This is a genomic window from Actinosynnema sp. NPDC002837 (assembly GCF_040295345.1).
Classification (GTDB): Bacteria; Actinomycetota; Actinomycetes; order Mycobacteriales; family Pseudonocardiaceae; genus Actinosynnema.
Genome location: NZ_JBEOVG010000007.1, coordinates 41816 through 58355 on the forward strand (window position 1 = coordinate 41816; position 16540 = coordinate 58355).

19 protein-coding genes are annotated in these 16540 nt (G+C 72.4%); 5 read left to right on the forward strand and 14 right to left on the reverse strand.

Annotated features, from left to right (window positions below; translation table 11 throughout):
- Nucleotides 1-82: 82 nt before the first annotated feature.
- Nucleotides 83-523, forward strand: a complete 441-nt coding sequence (locus ABTZ99_RS07470) for a TIGR03618 family F420-dependent PPOX class oxidoreductase (protein ID WP_499609100.1) — start codon at nt 83-85, stop codon at nt 521-523.
- Between the two features lie 25 nt (nt 524-548).
- Here the strand turns inward: ABTZ99_RS07470 and ABTZ99_RS07475 are convergent, their stop codons facing one another.
- Nucleotides 549-1118 (reverse strand): TetR/AcrR family transcriptional regulator, encoded by a 570-nt coding sequence (locus tag ABTZ99_RS07475; RefSeq protein WP_499609102.1) that lies wholly within the window; start codon nt 1116-1118, stop codon nt 549-551.
- A 90-nt stretch (nt 1119-1208) separates the two neighbouring features.
- On the opposite strand from ABTZ99_RS07475, the gene ABTZ99_RS07480 reads away from it, so the two are divergent.
- On the forward strand, nt 1209-2159 hold the full coding sequence (locus ABTZ99_RS07480) for a ketopantoate reductase family protein (RefSeq protein ID WP_499609104.1): 951 nt from the start codon (nt 1209-1211) through the stop codon (nt 2157-2159).
- Nucleotides 2160-2263: 104 nt separating this feature from the next.
- Here ABTZ99_RS07480 and ABTZ99_RS07485 read toward each other — a convergent pair whose 3' ends face one another.
- Nucleotides 2264-3940, reverse strand: coding sequence for a S8 family serine peptidase (locus ABTZ99_RS07485; RefSeq protein ID WP_499609374.1), 1677 nt, complete (start codon nt 3938-3940; stop codon nt 2264-2266).
- A gap of 185 nt (nt 3941-4125) precedes the next feature.
- Nucleotides 4126-4701, reverse strand: a complete 576-nt coding sequence (locus tag ABTZ99_RS07490; protein ID WP_499609106.1) for a DUF4240 domain-containing protein — start codon at nt 4699-4701, stop codon at nt 4126-4128.
- Between the two features lie 169 nt (nt 4702-4870).
- On the opposite strand from ABTZ99_RS07490, the gene ABTZ99_RS07495 reads away from it, so the two are divergent.
- The 3 genes from ABTZ99_RS07495 (at nt 4871) to ABTZ99_RS07505 (ending at nt 8083) form a co-directional block, all read left to right on the forward strand.
- On the forward strand, nt 4871-6067 hold the full coding sequence (locus tag ABTZ99_RS07495; protein ID WP_499609108.1) for a hypothetical protein: 1197 nt from the start codon (nt 4871-4873) through the stop codon (nt 6065-6067).
- A gap of 71 nt (nt 6068-6138) precedes the next feature.
- Entirely contained in the window at nt 6139-7065 is a 927-nt protein-coding gene (locus ABTZ99_RS07500) for a hypothetical protein (protein ID WP_499609111.1), read from the forward strand.
- 139 nt (nt 7066-7204) lie between these two features.
- Nucleotides 7205-8083: a phosphotransferase gene (locus tag ABTZ99_RS07505; protein ID WP_499609114.1), complete on the forward strand. Its 879-nt coding sequence runs from the start codon at nt 7205-7207 to the stop codon at nt 8081-8083.
- Between the two features lie 88 nt (nt 8084-8171).
- Here the strand turns inward: ABTZ99_RS07505 and ABTZ99_RS07510 are convergent, their stop codons facing one another.
- The 11 genes from ABTZ99_RS07510 to ABTZ99_RS07560 form a co-directional block, all read right to left on the reverse strand.
- Nucleotides 8172-9104, reverse strand: coding sequence for a hypothetical protein (locus tag ABTZ99_RS07510; protein WP_498778065.1), 933 nt, complete (start codon nt 9102-9104; stop codon nt 8172-8174).
- 78 nt (nt 9105-9182) lie between these two features.
- Nucleotides 9183-9458: a lysozyme family protein gene (locus tag ABTZ99_RS07515; protein WP_499609117.1), complete on the reverse strand. Its 276-nt coding sequence runs from the start codon at nt 9456-9458 to the stop codon at nt 9183-9185.
- 173 nt (nt 9459-9631) lie between these two features.
- Nucleotides 9632-10786 (reverse strand): PrsW family intramembrane metalloprotease, encoded by a 1155-nt coding sequence (locus tag ABTZ99_RS07520; RefSeq protein ID WP_499609120.1) that lies wholly within the window; start codon nt 10784-10786, stop codon nt 9632-9634.
- Nucleotides 10783-11427: a hypothetical protein gene (locus ABTZ99_RS07525; protein WP_499609123.1), complete on the reverse strand. Its 645-nt coding sequence runs from the start codon at nt 11425-11427 to the stop codon at nt 10783-10785. Before ABTZ99_RS07525 ends, ABTZ99_RS07520 begins: the two co-directional genes overlap by 4 nt.
- A 195-nt stretch (nt 11428-11622) precedes the next feature.
- Complete coding sequence (locus tag ABTZ99_RS07530) at nt 11623-12534, reverse strand: hypothetical protein (RefSeq protein WP_499609126.1); 912 nt, start codon at nt 12532-12534, stop codon at nt 11623-11625.
- Complete coding sequence (locus ABTZ99_RS07535) at nt 12534-13034, reverse strand: SigE family RNA polymerase sigma factor (RefSeq protein WP_498778055.1); 501 nt, start codon at nt 13032-13034, stop codon at nt 12534-12536. Before ABTZ99_RS07535 ends, ABTZ99_RS07530 begins: the two co-directional genes overlap by 1 nt.
- A gap of 91 nt (nt 13035-13125) precedes the next feature.
- Nucleotides 13126-13944 carry an NAD(P)H-binding protein gene (locus tag ABTZ99_RS07540; protein ID WP_499609128.1) on the reverse strand — a complete coding sequence of 273 codons (819 nt, stop codon included), beginning with the start codon at nt 13942-13944 and terminating at the stop codon, nt 13126-13128.
- Nucleotides 13941-14819, reverse strand: a complete 879-nt coding sequence (locus ABTZ99_RS07545) for an alpha/beta hydrolase (protein WP_499609132.1) — start codon at nt 14817-14819, stop codon at nt 13941-13943. Before ABTZ99_RS07545 ends, ABTZ99_RS07540 begins: the two co-directional genes overlap by 4 nt.
- On the reverse strand, nt 14786-15271 hold the full coding sequence (locus tag ABTZ99_RS07550; protein WP_499609134.1) for a nuclear transport factor 2 family protein: 486 nt from the start codon (nt 15269-15271) through the stop codon (nt 14786-14788). The genes ABTZ99_RS07545 and ABTZ99_RS07550 overlap by 34 nt, the downstream gene beginning before the upstream one ends.
- On the reverse strand, nt 15268-15672 hold the full coding sequence (locus ABTZ99_RS07555) for a nuclear transport factor 2 family protein (protein WP_498778047.1): 405 nt from the start codon (nt 15670-15672) through the stop codon (nt 15268-15270). Before ABTZ99_RS07555 ends, ABTZ99_RS07550 begins: the two co-directional genes overlap by 4 nt.
- Before the next feature lie 91 nt (nt 15673-15763).
- Nucleotides 15764-16513, reverse strand: a complete 750-nt coding sequence (locus tag ABTZ99_RS07560) for a TetR/AcrR family transcriptional regulator (protein WP_498778045.1) — start codon at nt 16511-16513, stop codon at nt 15764-15766.
- Nucleotides 16514-16540: the final 27 nt, after the last annotated feature.

Genomic DNA, 16540 nt, shown 5'->3' on the forward strand with positions numbered 1-16540 from the left:
GGATCGGGCTTGCGAAAGCCCCTCGCGGAGTTGCCATTGGCGGCCTATCATCAGGTCTCAGGCGCACTAAGGGGGGAGTGTCATGGACGGTATAGTTCGAATACCGGAATCGCACCGCGATCTGCTGGACGTGCAGACCGCCGCGCTGTCGACCATCGGGAGCGACGGTCGTCCGCAGGTCACCGCGACGTGGTTCATCTACGACGAGGGCGAGGGGACGGTGAAGATGTGGCTGCTGGACAAGCGGCAGAAGGTCAAGAACATGCGCGCCAACCCGCGGGTCACGTTGTTCATCCTGGACCCGCGCAACCAGTTCCGGGCCTTGGAGATCAGGGCCGACGCCGAACTGGCGGCCGACCCGGAGATGGTGCTGGAGCGGCAGGTCTCGCCGAAGTACTACTACCCCGACTTCCGCCGGTACGAGCCGAACGGTGAGACGCGGTCCGCGGTGACGCTGCACATCGTGAAGGTCAACGCCCTGGACGAGCCGCCGCCGGACTGGGAGGACGTCACCCCGAGGTGACCGGTCGGGCTGTGGGCTGTCGGATCTAGTGCGGGCGGCGCAGCCCGTCCAGGACGAGGGTGATGACACCGTCGGCCTCGGCCCGCCAATCGGGGCGGTCATGGGCCGCGCCGATGCCGTGCAACGCCATCATGACGGCGCCGGCGCCCACATCCTCGCGGACGGCGCCCTCCCGCACGGCGGCGGCCACCAGGTCGGTGACAGCCTGCTCCAGCGCTCGGCTGCCCTCGGCGAGGGCGCCCGTGCGATCGGCCATGAGCGTGGCCAGCGTCCGGGCCAGGCCCTTGTGGGTATCCAGGTGGTCGACCACGCCGCGGAGGAAGGTCGCCAACGCCTCCGCGGCGGGCAGCGCGGCCCCCAGTTGGCGGGCGCGGTCGCACAGCGCGGCGACTTCCCCGTGGTAAACCGCCTCGGCCAGCGCCTCGCGGGTGGGGAAGTGGCGGTACAGCGTGCCGGTGCCCACCCCGGCCAGGCGTGCGAAGTCGTCGAAGCGCAGGTCGAAGAACTCGCCGGCGTCGAAGACCTCCCGTGCCTTGGCGAGCAGGGCCTCGCGCTTGCGTCGGGCGTCGGCCCGCAGCGGCTTGTCGGCGGTCATGCGCTACCTCGCGTTGACAAATGGAGATGACCTCCATATTCTGGAAAGCGGAGATGATCTCCAGATCGATCGTACCCCACGAGGTGCACCTTGAAGATCCTGATGTTCGGCCGGGGCGCGATCGCCACCGTCCACGGCTGGGCCCTGCACCAGGCGGGGCACGACGTCGAGTTCTACGTCCGCCCGGGTCGTGCGGCGACGTACGGGGAAGCGGTCGACCTCGAGCTGCACGACACGCGGCGCCGGGTGTGGGGGCCGCGCGTCGTCGAGCGGTGGCCGGTGCGCTACCGCGAGGAACTGGAGCCCGACCACGACTTCGACCTGATCGTGCTGAGCGTGCCGCACTACCGCCTCGCGGAGGCGGCGGCTTTCCTGGCGCCGCGCGTCGGCCGGGCCACCGTCCTGGTCTTCGGCAACGTCTGGGCCGAGCCGTTGGCCGCGATCGGCGCACTCCCGGTGGAGCAGGTCGTGTGGGGCTTCCCCCAAGCCGGTGGCGGCTTCGGCGAGGACGGCGTGCTGCGCGGCACGCTGCTGCCGGCGGTCGTCTTCGGCACCCTCGATCAACCCCCGACCGACCGTGGCCGGGCCGTGCGCCAGGCGTTTCGCGAGGCCGGTTTCCGGCCGCGCGAGCGACCCGACTTCCGCGGCTGGCTGTGGATCCACTTCGTGGCGGACGCCGGCCTGCACGCGCAGGGCCTGCGGCGGGGGTCGTTGGCCGAGCTGGCCGGGGCGGCGGGCGACTTGCGCGAGGCGCTGCTGACCAGCCGCGAACTCCTGCCGCTCCTCGAAGCGCGCGGCCTCGACCTGCGACGTCACCGGCGCGGCGGGCTGCTGTTCCGGGCGCCCGCCTGGCTGACGGCCCGCGTGCTGGCCTGGCTGACCGCGCATGTCCCACCGGTGCGCACGAGCTTCGAGGTGCACTCCGACCCCGACGCTCGGGAGCCGCGGGAAGTCTGCCGGGACGTGCTGGCGGAAGCACGGCGCTTGGGCCTCGCGGTGCCGCGACTGGAAGCGGCCGAACCGAACTTCGCGCGAACCTGAGCGGCGCGTCGGCGCGGACGCTGCCCTGACCGCGGTGGCCCCGGCCTGGCCCAGCCGCGAATCACGGGCCCGGTCGTCCCGGACCCGTGACTCGCGACCGACCGTCAGAGGAAGTCGCCGCCGCGGGTCACGGCGCCGTAGGCGTCCACGATGCCGTGGCCGTAGAAGCCGTTGAACGCGGTGTCGCCCACGCAGGTCGCGGTGAACTCGGCCGGCCTGCCCACGTTCTCGTAGGACACGGTCCGCGGCTCGGGGCACGCCCGCGGCGTGGCCGTGCCGTACAGCACCGCCTCGACCTGGTCCGGCGACATGGTCAGCGTGCCGGGGTGTGCCCGGTCGCGCTTGCCGAACTGGCTGACCACGAGCGCGGCCACGCCCGCGGCGTGCGGCGCGGCCATCGACGTGCCCTGTGCGTAGCGGTAGAAGCCGCAGGTGGTCGCGTCGCAGTACTTGGCCACCCCGGCTGCCTGGCCCTTGGCGGTGATGGTGCCGTCGGCGTCGATGTCACCCGCCGTCAGCGCCACGTTGCGCGGGTAGGCGGAACGGATCTGGTTCTCGTTCGTCCGGTACCAGTCCGTGCCGAACCCGTCGCGGAAGTAGCCGCCGGGCGCGGACAGGGCGGTCTGCTCGACGCCGTAGTTGGAGTAGTCGGCCTTGGCCGTCGACGGGCCGAGCGCGGAGATCGAGATGACGTGGTCGCCCTCGGTGGGGAGGTTGAGGCACGTGGTGTTGTCGACCGGGCGTGGGTAGGCGGAGCCCGGCGGGTAGTTCGGGCTGGCCACGTCGGTCCGCGGGTTGCCCTGGTCCTCGTGGTTGTTGCCGCCCGCGCCGATCAGCGTCACGCCCTTGCCGTGCGCGTAGTTCAGCGCGCGCTGGATGGCGGCGATCGTGGTCCGCTGGGCGATCTGCGCCTCGGGGCTGTCGGCCGGGTTGGCCGTGCAGTTCATGTACCAGGGGTCGACGAAGAACGACATGTTGATCACGTCGAGGCCGACGTCGGCGCCGTAGGTCAGCGCGTCCACGACGGGCTGGAGGAAGAAGAAGCCGGAGTCCTGGCCGCCTCGGATGTTGACCAGCGACACGTTCGGGGCGACGCCGGACACGCCGAAGCCGTTGGCCGCCGCGCCGATGGTGCCCGCGACGTGGGTGCCGTGGCCGCCGTCGTCGCGGTCGGCGGGGTCGACGCAGCCGCGGAACTCGCACGGCCCGTCCAACACGCCGCCGTTGGAGTCGTTCGGGATGTCGATGGTGAAGTTGCGGGACAGCGCGCGGTTGAAGTTGGGCGCGATGTCGGGGTGGGTGCCGTCCACGCCGGTGTCCAGCACGCCGACGTAGACCCGCTGGTCACCGGCCTGCCGGACGCGGGCGATGTCGGAGCGCACCAGGCGCAGGCCCCACAGGGCGTCGTCGAGCGGGTCCAGGCCGTCCGCGGTCGTCCGGGGCGTGGTCGGGGCCTTGGGGTTGGTCGCGGCGCCGACGTGCTCGTTCTCGACGTCGTGCCACTCGCGGGTCCGCTGTCCGCCGATCCCGGGCGCCTGCCCGATCGGTCGCACCGGGGCCGCGCCGAACACCGCGTCGGCGGCGGTGACGCGCTGGACGAACCCGGTGGCCGGCGCCTTCACGGTCAGCGTGCCGACCGCGGTGTTCTCCGCGGTGACCCGTCCGCCGGCGGCGCGGACGGCGGCACGTGCGGCCTGGGTCGACGCGCCGGCCTCCACCAGGACGGTGTAGTCGGTGTCGTGCGGCTGGGCGGTCGCGGGCTGGGTCATGGCCAACGCCATCACCGCCGCCCCGGCCACGGAGAGCGCGCGCCGGGCTAATCGTCTGGGTCTCAAGGGTGTCTCCTCCCACAGGGACAGTTCGAGTCGCGACACCTTGTCACAGCGAACCGCCGGTGGTCAGGAGTCATTCGTCGGAACTCTGGGACGCGGTGGGTGATACCTCGACCCGGTCGACCCGTTGAGCGTCAGGACAGGAACAGCGCGGACAGCCGGGGCAGGTGCTCGCGGAACGCGTCGTCGTCGGACCAGTGCCAGCTCGGTCCCGCCGGTTCGTCCGGCCGCGTCAACGTGGCGAGCGCCTGGTCGACGGCCTCGTGGAACGACTCCGTTTCGCCGCGCACGCGTCGGTACGCCTCTTCGACGCACGTGCTGATCGCCTGGAAGCCGAGCCAGCCGTCGCCGTCCTCACCGGCCATCGCGCGGACCACGGGCAGGTCGGCGAGCGTGTCGGGGTCGTCGACCGCGCGGGTGAACACGTCCCGGCCTTGGAGGATGAGCCCGTCGCGGAAGTCCATGAACCCGTCGTCACCGCAGCCGCCCTCGATCAGGTACGCCGCGTGCCACAACGGGTGGCGGTACGCCGAGTCCGTGACCTGGATGAAGGTGATCTCCCAGTCGACGACGTCGTCAGGGCTGAGCTTCGAGAGCTCGTCGGTCAGCGCGTCGGGCAGCGGATCGTCCGCGTGGTTGCGGTCTCCCGCGCGCTCACCGACCGCGATGCGGGCTCGTTCGACCACGGCCCACCAGTCGTCGATCTTCACCCGCGCATCGTATAGGCGAACGACGTTCGGGTTGAGCGGTCGTGTCCTGGTGCCCAACGGCGCGCACGACGTCGCCGGCGCCCGTCCCCGCGTGGCACGGGCACCGGCTACGTGCCGGCGACTAGGGTTCCCCGGAATCGGCACAAGGCGTGCGGTGAAAGGGGATTCCGTGGAGCCCAACGGGGACGACTTAGACTTGGACGACATGCTCGCCGACATGGCGGCGCCGTCGACGCCCGCCGAACGGGCGGCGGTCCGCCGACAGGCGCAGGCGCTGCTCGACGCCGTCCAGCACGGGGCGACGGTGGACCGGGGGTCCGCGCCGCAGGGCGCGAGCCCGGCGGCGGTGGTCGGGCACGACACGTTCGACGGCACCCTGTTCCCGGCGTTCGACCCCCTGAAGCTCCAGACCCGGGTCGCGGACACCACCGACGGCGGCATCACCCAGCTCGTCATCGCGAGCGGTGGGGCGGGGATGACCGCGGTGACGCTGGGCGCGGGCGTCGCGAAGATCAAAGAGCGTTACCTGGCGATCTCCGACGGGGCCGCGGTCCTCGACCCGGGCGAACCGCACGCCGCGATCATCTCGGCGCTGCTCGCCGCCAAGCCGAAGTCGACGGCCCTGTGCGACCTCGTCGGTGAGCCGGACCTCGACCTCCCGTTGCCCCACGCGGCGGCCGTCATGGCCTTCCTCGAGGCGTACCCGCGGTTCTGGGGCGTCCTGACCGGCAAGTGCCGCGTCGCGTTCAGGTCGTCCCGCGCGGACGGCAGGGGTGGCGGGCTGTACGAGGCCGACACGATCCACCTGTCCGGCATGATCGCCACGCCGCCCGGCGTGTTCATCCGCCTGCTGGTGCACGAGACGGGTCACGCCACGTTCGAACCGACCCTCCTGGCCGACCGGCCGATGCCGCCCGAGCTGACCCGGGGCGAGGTGGCCGGTCTCCCGGCGAAGTACGACCCCCTGCCACCCGGTCGGGCCGAGCACCTGGTCCTGGCGCAGCACGGCCGGGACCTCCGACGCGTCCACGACTACTGGAACCTGATGTCGCTCGACGCCAAGGCGTTCTACCACGCCTGGCTGACGCTGCGCCGGCACCGGGACCGCCTGCTCGGCCTGGAGCTGTGGCGTGACCCCAAGGGCAACCGGCTGGACGGCGACCAGCGGCAGAAGTACCAGGCGGGGAGCTTCAGCGAGTTCTGCGCCGAGGTGTTCATGCAGTACGCGATCGGCGACCTGCACCCGTACCTCGTGGCGCTCCTGCGCGACGCGACCGTCGAGCCCGAGGTGAAGGTGGCTTGGCGCAACGCCTGGCACGTCCTGGACCAGGTCGCCGCGCCGATCCTCGGTCCCCGCGCCGGCTGACCCGTGCCCACGAGCGACGACGGCGGCCGATTGTCGTTGTCGGTGTGGGCCGGTTGGGTCATGATCGTGCGGTGGCACTCGACTGGGGGTACTTCCGCTGGCTGTACGAGGCTCTGCACGACGAGGACGACGTCGACGCGCGGCGGCGGTTCCTGAGCGGTGAGCGGCGGGCGGTGGCCGACCACTTGGCGGGGTTGGCGCCGCTGCGCACGCGGGAGCGGATACCGGCCGGCGGGTACACCGTGGACGACGAGCAGCTGTGGCTGATGCTGGAGCTGTACGCGTTGAGCCGGGTCAGCGACCACCTGATCGCCCTGCACGGCGAGGTCGGCGTCACCGGTGGACGTGCCGTCGTCGAGGGTGGCGTCGGTCGGATCCGCACGTGCCCGCCGGCACACGCGGTGCACACGGAGTTCTTCACCGCCGTCGGGCTTACCCCGTTCGGGCACGTCGAGGCGTTCTCCCCGTTCCACCACGAGATCGTCGCCGTGGTGCAGGACCCGTCCGCGACGAGCGTGACCGTGGAGGAGGTGCTGTGGCCCGGCTTCTGGTTCGGTGACCTGCTGTTCAGCCGAGCCGGCGTGCGGGTGAGGGCGCCGCGGCACCTGATCGACGCCACCGTGGCCACGACCTCCGTGCTGTACTTCACCTTCCGCCGGGGTCAGCGGCCGACCAACGACCTGTCCCACGGGTGGGGTTCCCAGTCGCAGTGGCGGACGAGCTTCCCCCGGTTCTACTCCGACGAGGAAGGTCTGCACCTCAACTGGGACGGCGAGGTGGACATCGGCGCCGACCCTCCCGTCCCCGCGGGCGACGGTCCCGACGACGACGTCCCGCTGGACCAACGCCGGGAACTGTTGCTGCACCGCTGTTTCGTCCGCGGCGACCCGCCCCGCGACGCGGACGACCGGTTCCCCTACGTCGATCGGCTCAGCCTCACCACGGCCCAGTGGCCCCTGCGCCCGGAAGCGGTCACGCACGTGCCGTGGAGCCGATGACGCACCGGCAGGTCGGCCGAGGAGACTGCCTGTGCGCGTGTCGCCGGTGACCCGGGTCCAGCGTGCGTGGACACCAGAGCAAGGACGGCTGACGGGCGCGCGGCCCGTGCCCGAGGACAGGCAGGAGGCACACCCCGGTATGCCGGACATCGACGTGCGGGTCCACGAGGTCATCGGGCTGGTGCGGCGGGAGCGCGGCTTGGCGCTGACGCTGGTCGGCAGGTTCGCCAAGGGCGATGAGGGCGCCTACGAGGTGACCGGGCCGGACGGCGCCCGGTTGGTGCTCAAGTGGTTGCCCTGGGGACGGGAGGCCCGGCACGCCGAGACGCACGTGGAGCCCGCGCTGGCGAGGCTGCGGGCGGCGGGCTGCCCGATTCCGCGCCAGGTCGCCGCCGGACGGGTGGGCGAGTTGTGGTTCGAGCTGCAGGAGTTCGTGGCGGGCAACCCGGTCGAGCACGTCGACGACGTCACGCTGGAGCAGTTGATCGCGGTGGTCGGCCACGAGCGGGGAGCCGGTTCGGGGGCGGGCGGGGAGTGGTGGGACCTCGTCCTGGGCGGGTTGTTCGAGGATCGGTCGCCGCTGTGCCGGCCTTCGGCGTTGGTGGGAGGCGAGCAGCCGGTTTCGGAGTTGCTGTCCCGCCTGCGCGCGTCGGCCGCCGCGGCGCCGCTGCCCGAGCGGGTCCCGGACGACCTGGTCCACTTCGACTTCGGGCCTGCCAACGTGCTCGTCGACGGCGGTCGGGTGACGGCGGTGCTGGACTGGCGGTCGTGCCGCACCGGTGACGCCTCCTACGACCTGGTGACCGTCGACTGGGACCTGGCGGCCTGGCCGAAGGCCGAGCCGGGGGTCCGCGAGCGGCTGGGGGAGGAGATCCTGCGCACCACCGACCGCGGCGCGCTGGCGGTCTACGCGGCGCACTGCGTGTTGCGAAACCTCACGTGGGCGAGCGGCACCGAGTGGTCCGAGCACGTCGTGCGCACGGGCCACGAGTTCCTCGACCGCTGGGCCGGTGCCTGAGTTCATGCGAACGGGGTCGCAGGTCGGCCGGACGCGCGTGCCGACAGTCCGGCGACGCCTCCGCACCGACACCCGGTCGCGAGCGGTCTCAGCCGCCGGCGGCAGGCCCGGTCAGGGCGGCTTTGAGCGCGTCCAGCGCGTGCCGCAGTTCCAGCAGTGCCTCGAAGGTGGCCCTGCCCTGCTCGAACAGCCGGGCCACGGACCGGCGCGGAGTCCTGCGCCCGGAGGCGTCCACCAGCGCCGAGGCCTGCTCGTACCAGCTGTGGTCGGGGTTGCGGGCGGCTGCGATCGCGGCGGAGAAGCGGGCGATCTCGGCCTTGGCACGGGCGGCGTCCCCGGCTGGGATCTTCCCGCGCAGCTCCAGCCAGTCCGCTCGCATCATCGTCACCGACACCGGCCGCACCACGTCCCGCCACAGCGACAGCGCGGTACGCATCGCTGCCGCGGCGTCGGTCGAGATGGATCCACGCGGCGGGACGGTCGCCGACGCGGCGCGCAACGCGGTCTGCAGACTCCGAACGTCCGGATCCGTGGCAGCGGGCATGCGACTGTCCAGGAACCGCAGGTAGATCTCGAAGTCGCGGGGGATCGGCTCGCGGGGGACGGGCTCGGCTCCGGCCCGTTCGTCGCGGGTCCGCTCAGCCACCGTGGATTGTCGCAGGCTTGTCATCGCTCGCCTGCGCAGCGCGAGGAGCTGTTCTTGGCGCTCCGCCAACTGTCGCAGCTCCTCGGCCACGTGGGTCTCGAACTCGTCTTTCGACAGGCGCTGGATCAGCAGCACCACGATCGGCACGCCGAAGAGCCCGCCGGTCACGGTGGTCAGCAGGTTCGTCAGGAACGGCAGGGAGCTCCACCACCCGAGAACGTCCAGGAACACGCCCGTGACGGCGAGGACGCCGCCCGCTGTCCACAGGACCCACGCACCTGTCCGCAGCGAGGAGTTGGTCTCCCGCCACGTCTTGACGACGAAGCGCCCTAACAGCCGCAGCCGTACGCCCCGGGAAGAATCGAACCCCGCCATCGGCACCCCTCCGTTGCCCCACCACCTGAGCGAAAGATCTACCGCACGCAACGCCGGAATGCACCCGATCCGCGCACATCACAGCCCACCTGCGCGGTCGACGAGTCCGCGGCAGGGCACCGCGGTGACCACGCGGGGGCTGCCGTAGGCGTTTTGGCTCTGGTGCAGGCACGAGATGTGGGCGGAGAGGTTGCTGTCGAGCGCCGCGCCGTTGTTCCACTGGTTGCTCGTCTGGCCGCGGCAGCGGTCGCACTTGTTGCGCGGCATGTACCAGTTCTGCTTGAAGATGCCGAAGTTGGCGGCGTCGTAGGTCTTGTTGTCGCCGTAGGGGTACCCCAGCCGTCCCCTCGACACGCTCGGGCCGGAGGGTTAGCGGGCCGTCGCCGCGGGCCAGTGCCACCGCACCGTCCACATCCGGTTCAGCGTGTGATCACGAGGATGTAGCGAAAGATGAGCAAGGCCGGCTGCTCGTGGCCGCGAACCCGGACGTGGTCGCCGTGCAGGTTCCGTCGTGCGGGCGGGTTGGGTCAGGGGATGGTGCGGAGGCGGAGGAGTTCGGCTCGGGCGCGGGCGACGTGGGGCGTTTCCTCACCGCGTGCGCGGGCGATCTCGTGGGCCAGGTCCTGCGCCCCCTCGATCAGGTGTCGTGCCCGGCGGCGGCTGTGCAGGTGTTTGCGGTAGGCCTTGCGTTGCTTGCGCAGGCCGCTGACGGCGTGGAGCAGAGGCGGGTCGACGGCTCCGGTCGCGAGCTCGGGTTCGAGCAGGTCCCGGATCCAGGCGCGTTCCCGCCGTGCGGCGTGCCGCAGGACGGAGAACAGGGTGGCCAGTTCGACGACCACGACGAGCGGGAGCAGGACGACGAACAGGGCGCCGCCGCCACTGAGGCCCGCCAGGTCGTCCCACGCGAAGTGGAACACCATCGCGGTGAGCATGGCCAGGATGCCGCGCGGCACGTTGCGCTCGCCGGGCGCGCGGCCCAGCACCCACATCAGGCCGGTGCAGAAGATCGCGCTGAACAACGCGTGCGACACGATCCCGGATGCGCCCCGGAGGAGGAACACCTGCAGCGACGAGCTGAACTGGTCGACGCCGAAGCTCTGCGTCGCGCCGTTGAACACGTACAGCACGTCCTCGAAGACCTCGAACCCCAGGCCGATGAACGCGCCGATGATGAACCCGTCGTAGGCGTTGCGGACCAAACGCGGGGCCAGACCGATGAGCAGCACCAGCCCGAGCGCCTTGCCGAGCTCCTCGCTGATCGGCGCGCTCAGCCCGGCCGCCCAGTCGGCGGCGAACCCGGTGCCGCCGACCTTCGCCCAGATGTCGAGCAACGCGGTGTTGGCCGGGAGGGCGATCCAGAACGTCGCGGCCACCCCGCCCCAGGCGAACCCGGTCGCCAACAGGCCCGCGGGCTGGCGGGTGTAGCGGTTGTGGTGGCGCAGGAGCAGCAGCCAAGGCACCAGGTAGAGCCCGAACAGCAGCACGCCCCCGGTCAGCGCCGGCGCGTAGAACCCGCCGCCCTGGCCGAAGTAGCGCAGCATCGTCAGCGCACCGCCGCCGACACCGAGCAGGTACACCCAGAACGCCGCGTTGTGCGGCTGGAGGAACCGGAACGGCAGGCCCCACCCGGACTGCTCGATCGCGGCCAGCTGTGCCGCCTTGCCCGCGGCGACGTCGCTCATCGTCGGTCTCCGGGCGTGATGCTGCGCAGCAACGCCGCCACCGCGCCCCGGTAGCGCTCGAACTGGCCCGGCGAGGTGCGGACCCGGACCAGCAGCGCGGGTGCCGCCTCGGCCGGCCCGTCCGCGCCGACGGCCACCTTGAACGCCACGTCGAGCCCGTCGCCGCTCGGACCGGTGTAGCTCTGCGCGACGCCCACCACACCCGCGTCGGTGGTCAGCGTGGCGCGGGACCCGCCCACGCCGGGCACGTCGTCGCCCTGCGAGCGCTGGACCTGGTCGAGGAACTGCTCCGCGGCGCCCTTGAAGGCGGCGCCCCGCAGCTCCACCGTCGCCCCGCCCGAGGCCAGCAGCGCCTGGAGCCCGACCGGGTTCTCCTGCCCCTCGCCGACCAGGGTGCCGCTCTCCAGGTGCCAGCCGACCGGCGGCACCGCCGTCGCGCCGTCACCCAGGTCCAGCACGTCACCGGCCCGGATCTCGTTGTGCCAGGGGATCGCCGCGTTGAGCGCCGGCAGCCCGTAGATCAGCCCCAACGAGATCACCAGGACGACGAAGGCGGGCGTGAACGTCCGCCGGTCGAGCCCGAGGACGCGGTGCTCGACCGGCACCCACCCGGCCTCGGGCTCCTGCGCACCAGTGGCCACCGGCGACTCCTCTCGGCCCGACGCGGCCCCCTTGGGACGCGGCGGCCCCCTGGGAAGCACTCGCCGTACTGTAGGCACGCCGCACACCCGCCGCATGGCGGAGTGCCCGCAGGCCAAGGGGCCGAAGGCCGGCGGCAGACCACCGTCCTTCGACCCCGACCTCGCCCCTCTCCGCGACGTCGTCGAGCGCGGGCGCTAGCCCGGGAACATGGTCAGTTCCGGGTCGACGCCGATCGCGACCAGCTGGTCGAGGGTCAGCGGCGGCTTCGACGCGGTCGGCGCGTTACCGGACTTGCCGGAGGTGCCGACGTTCTCGGCCTGGACGAGGACCCGCGTGCCGTCCTCCCGGTGGACCAGCACCTGGTGCATGGTGATGCCGCCCCCCATGTCCGCCGTCTGCTTGATGATCTCCTCCCCACGGGGGCCGGTCTCCGTCACGCAGAAGATCCGGATCCCGAGGCCGGGGTAGTCGCACAGGGGGCCCAGGCCGTCGTGCCAGGTCGGTTCCATGAGGACGAAGATGTTCCCGCTCCCGTCGGCCGTCGTCGTGGTCGCCCACGCCTCGAAGGTGGCGTTGGTGTCGCAGATGGACACCTCGACACCCGGGTCGGTCGGGTTCAGCTGGTGGTAGTCGAGCGGCCCGTGTGGCGTGCCCGCCGGGTAGTCGCCCGCCGGGTTGGCCGACAGCTCCAGGTCCGGCCGCTGTGCCTTGACCGCGTCCGTCGTCGCCTGGGTCAGCCGCGCGGCTGCTTCGGCCGCGGGCTCCAGCCTGCCCCCGCACTGGGGCGGTGGCACCTTGACGTCCACCGTGTCCACCGACGGCGTGCCGACCTTCGAGCCGGCCGGCTGGTGCTGCGTGGTCGAGGACGGCGACGCCGTGGTCGTGGCGCCCGGCGGCCCACCGACCGGCGTGCCCCCACCGTCACCGCTGGTCAGCGTGTACGCGACGGCGCCGGTCAGCACCACGACGGCCACCCCGGCCGCGACCGCCGGGTTCGCCACCCGGCGAAGCCGGACCGCGCGGCGGCCGCGGGCGATGACCGCGTCCACGTCGACCGTGGACGGCGGCACCTCCCCGATCGCGTCGTCGAACAGCTGCTTGTCCATCAGTACCCCTCCCTGGTCGCCTGCGCCGCGCCGGTCCGCAACGTGTCGAGCCCCCGCGCGGTCTGGCTCTTCACGGTGCCCACCGAGCAGCCGAGGATCTCGGCGGTCTCCTCCACCGAGAGGTCGAGGTAGAGGCGCAGCACGACGGCGGCCCGCCGCCGCGGCGGGAGCCCGTCGAGCAGGTCGAGCAGCTGGGCCCGGTCGACCACGGCGAACTCGGCCGCCGTCGGCAGCTCGGGCGGCTCCTCCACGGACTGCTCCCGACGCCACGGCCTCCGCTTCTCGTCCAACCAAGTGCGCAGCAGCGCCTTGCGGACGTACGCGTCGATGCCGGCCGTCCGGCCGACCCTCGGCCAGTGCCGGTACAGCTTGCTGATGGTGATCGACACGAGGTCGTCCGCCGTGTGCCAGTCCCGGCACAGGAGGTACGCGGCGCGCCGCATGGACTCCATCCGAGCCGTCACGTACTCGCGGTACGCGTTCTCCTCGGACCGTTTCACTCGGTGACCTCCTGTGTCGTGCCTCTACACAACCAGGAACGCACCCCGTGTGCCCCGAGGTTGCCCGACGAAGGAAGGATCGTGAAACCTCCTAGCGGAACAGCCCGGAGTGGGCGGTGGCCCACTGCTCGAACGTGCGGGGCGGCCGGCCGGTGACCTGCTCCACGGTGGGGTGCACGGTCGTCTCGTCGATCGTGCGGTCGCGGTAGAAGCTGAAGAACGCCCGGACGTACTCGGGCGGCGTGGTGGCGCTCATCCGCTCCCTGGCCTCGTCGTCACCCAACGCCTGGAAGCGCAGGTCACGGTCCAGCACCCGGCCCAGGATCCGCACCCGGTCCTCGGGCAGGAGCGCCTCGGGCCCGCTCAGCGGGTAGGCACGGCCCTCGTGACCCGGCTCCAGCATCGCCGCGACGGCCACGGCCGCGATGTCGGCCGGGTCGACCGACGCGATGGGCACGTCGCCGAACGCGTCGCTCACCACGTCGCCCGCGCGCAGCTGGGGCAGCCACCGCAGGGCGTTCGACGTGAACGCGGCCGGCCGCAGGAACGTCCAGTCCACACCGGACTCCCGGACCGCCGCCTCCGACTCGACCATGTAGGCCGACACGGCGTTGGCGGTGTCGGTGGCCACGGCGGCCTGGCTGGACAGCAGCACCACCCGCTCGACCCCGGCGGCGGCGATCCGGCGGAGCAGTCCGGGCATGTCGCGGTAACCGGGCAGCAGGAAGACGCCGCGGACGCCGTCGAGCGCGGGGTCGACGGAGTCCGGCCGGTCCAGGTCGCCGACGACCTGCTCGACCGGCAGTTCGACGGGTCCGCGCACCAGGGCGCGCACGGGTGCGCCGGCCCGCGCCAGCGCGTGGACGACCTCGCCGCCGACGTTGCCGGTGGCTCCGGTGACGAGGATCATCGCAGCGTCCTCCCGAAGTGGGCGGCGGCGGTGTCGGCCGACAGCGTCACCTGGTGCTCCTGGTCGTAGAAGTCGAACTGCGTGCCCTGAGTCCACAGGATGTCCGCGGGACCGGTCAGCCCGGCGTGGAAGCGGCGGGCGCCGTCGGGGATGGCGGCGTCCTCGCTGTGCACGAGCAGGGTGGGCCGGGTGATCCGCGGCGCGAGGGCGATGGAGTCGTAGGTGAGCCAGTCCGGCCAGGACATGACGGCGAACCGGTTGGGCCACGACGGGATGCCGCCGCGGTCCGGGTTGAGGTAGAAGTCGATGTCGTAGGGCATGGCGGCCCGGGGATCGGTGGCGCTGACCACGGGCACGTAGTCGATCTCGCCCGTCTCGTCGTAGCGGGAGCGCGCCTCGCGGCCGATCTCGATCTTCTCCGCGACCGCGTCCGCGCCGCCGTAGGCCACCTCGCAGATCGCCGCGTCGTGCAGCCACGGCGCGACCAGGGCGAGGGACTTCACGCGGGGGTCGCGGGCGGTGTTGTCCGCCATGTACATCGCCGCGGCGCAGATGCCCAGCGCGCCCAGCCGGTCGCCGTCGACGGCGGGGTGGGCGGCCAGGAAGCCGACCGCGTGGTGGATGTCGCGGACCTTGCGCGCCGGGTCCTCCACGTCCCGCGGCTCGCCCGCGGACTCGCCGAAGCCCGTGAAGTCGAACGACAGGGCCGCGTAGCCGCGGTCGGCCAGGCGCCGCGCGTAGCGGTCGGCCATCAGCTCCTTGACGCTGGTCCACGTGCCCGCGACCACCACGCCGGGCGCCCGTTCGACGCCGTCGGGCAGGAACAGGTTGCCGGTGAGGGTCACGCCGTCGCTGTCGAAGGTGACCTTGTCCATGCGTACTCCAGGGTTGCCTTGGTGATCAGGCCGTCGGTGATGTCGAAGCCGTAGTCGGCGCGGAAACCGCCCGCGCCGCCGGGCTGGAAGCGGACGAGCAGGGTGACGCCGCCGGGCCGCGGGCCGTGGTCGAGCAGGGTGTAGGCGCCGCCGACCACCTCGGCCTCGGCCCAGGCGCGGATCGCGTCCCGGCCGCGGATCTCCCGCCCGACGTCCACCACCACGGCGTCGGGCGTGAACGCGGCGGCCACCGCGTCGGCGTCCCCTGCGGCGACGGCGTCCAGGTAGCGCCGCGCCGCCGGGTCGAGGGTGTCGACCGAGGCGGTCGTCGGGGGAACCGGGTGGACGGCGTCGGTGACGACCGCGCGCAGGAAGTCGTCACCGGCCACGAGCGCCGCCGCGCCGGCCACCAGGACGGCGGCGGCCACGCCCGCGATCACCGCCGGCCTCACCGCTCACCTTCGCTCCACGCCACCGTCAGCACCACGCCACCGATCCGCCAGCCCTCGCCGGTGCGGACCAGGTCGAAGCGGTAGAAGCCGCCGAGCGTCCACAGGGCGCCGTCGGGCTTGCGATGGGTGGCCTGGACGGTGGCGGTGCACACCGCGGTGTCGCCCGTGACGGTCACCAGCTGGTTGCCGAGCAGGTGCTGGGTCGCCGCGTAGGCGCCCAGCCCGGCCCGCCAGCCCTCGATGATCCGCGCGGGCGTCAGGGTGACCGGTTCGCCGCCGTTGAGGCTGGTGTAGTCGAGGGTCACCTCGTCGGCGAACACCCGGCCGAGCCGGTCCCACTCGCGGTGGTCGGCGTGCCAGGCCATGGCGGTGCAGGTGTCGATGACGTCGGATCGGTCCATGACGCCAGGATGTCGATCACCGGCGGTCGCGCGGAAGAGCGAGCGGTTGCAGGAGTCCGTGCAGGATCGTGCACGGAGGACCGTCGCGCGGTCAGGTGCGGGCGATCCGCGCGGCCACGCCGTCCAGGATGAGGTCCAAGCCCAGCGAGAAGTCGGCGTCGGCCATGTCCACGCCGGCGACGACCGGCGGCGCGGAGAACAACGTCGACGAGAACAGCCGTGCGGTCTCCGGGAACCGGCCGCCCTGCACGAGACGGGCCAGGGCCACCGCCCAGTCGCGTTCGGCCTCGGCCTGCTCCTGGCCCTCGGCCCTGGCCGCGGTGAACTCGCCGTCCTGGCGGGCGGAGTGGATCACGTACCCGCCGACCAGGGACAGCACGCCGAGCTTGTGCGGCCAGTCCAGACCGGTCCGGGCCAGGACCACCAGGGCGGCCTCCATCCAGGCGACCTGGTTCGGCCCGGAGGGCGGTCCGGACGCCGGCACCTGCACGAGCCACGGCCGGCGCCGGAAGATCGCCCGCTGGCCGAACGCCCAGTCGCGCAGTCCGTCGCGCCAGTCCTCGCCGGCCGGTTCGGGCGGCGGGCCGAGCGCGTGGTCGGCCATGAGCACGAGCAGCTCGTCCTTCGAGCCGACGTGCCGGTAGAGCGACATGCCGGTGAAGCCGAGCGCCTGGGCCACCTTGGGCAGGGTCACGCCGCCGAGACCGTCGCGGTCGGCGATCTCCACCGCGGTCGTGACGACCCGGTCGATGTCCAGCGCCGGTCGCCGCCCGAGGCGCGAGGGCTCGGACATCCGCCACAACCGGCGCAACGCCGCCGGAACGAAGTCCTCGCTCGCCATGCCCTCGTGTCCACTTCGGCCGATTTC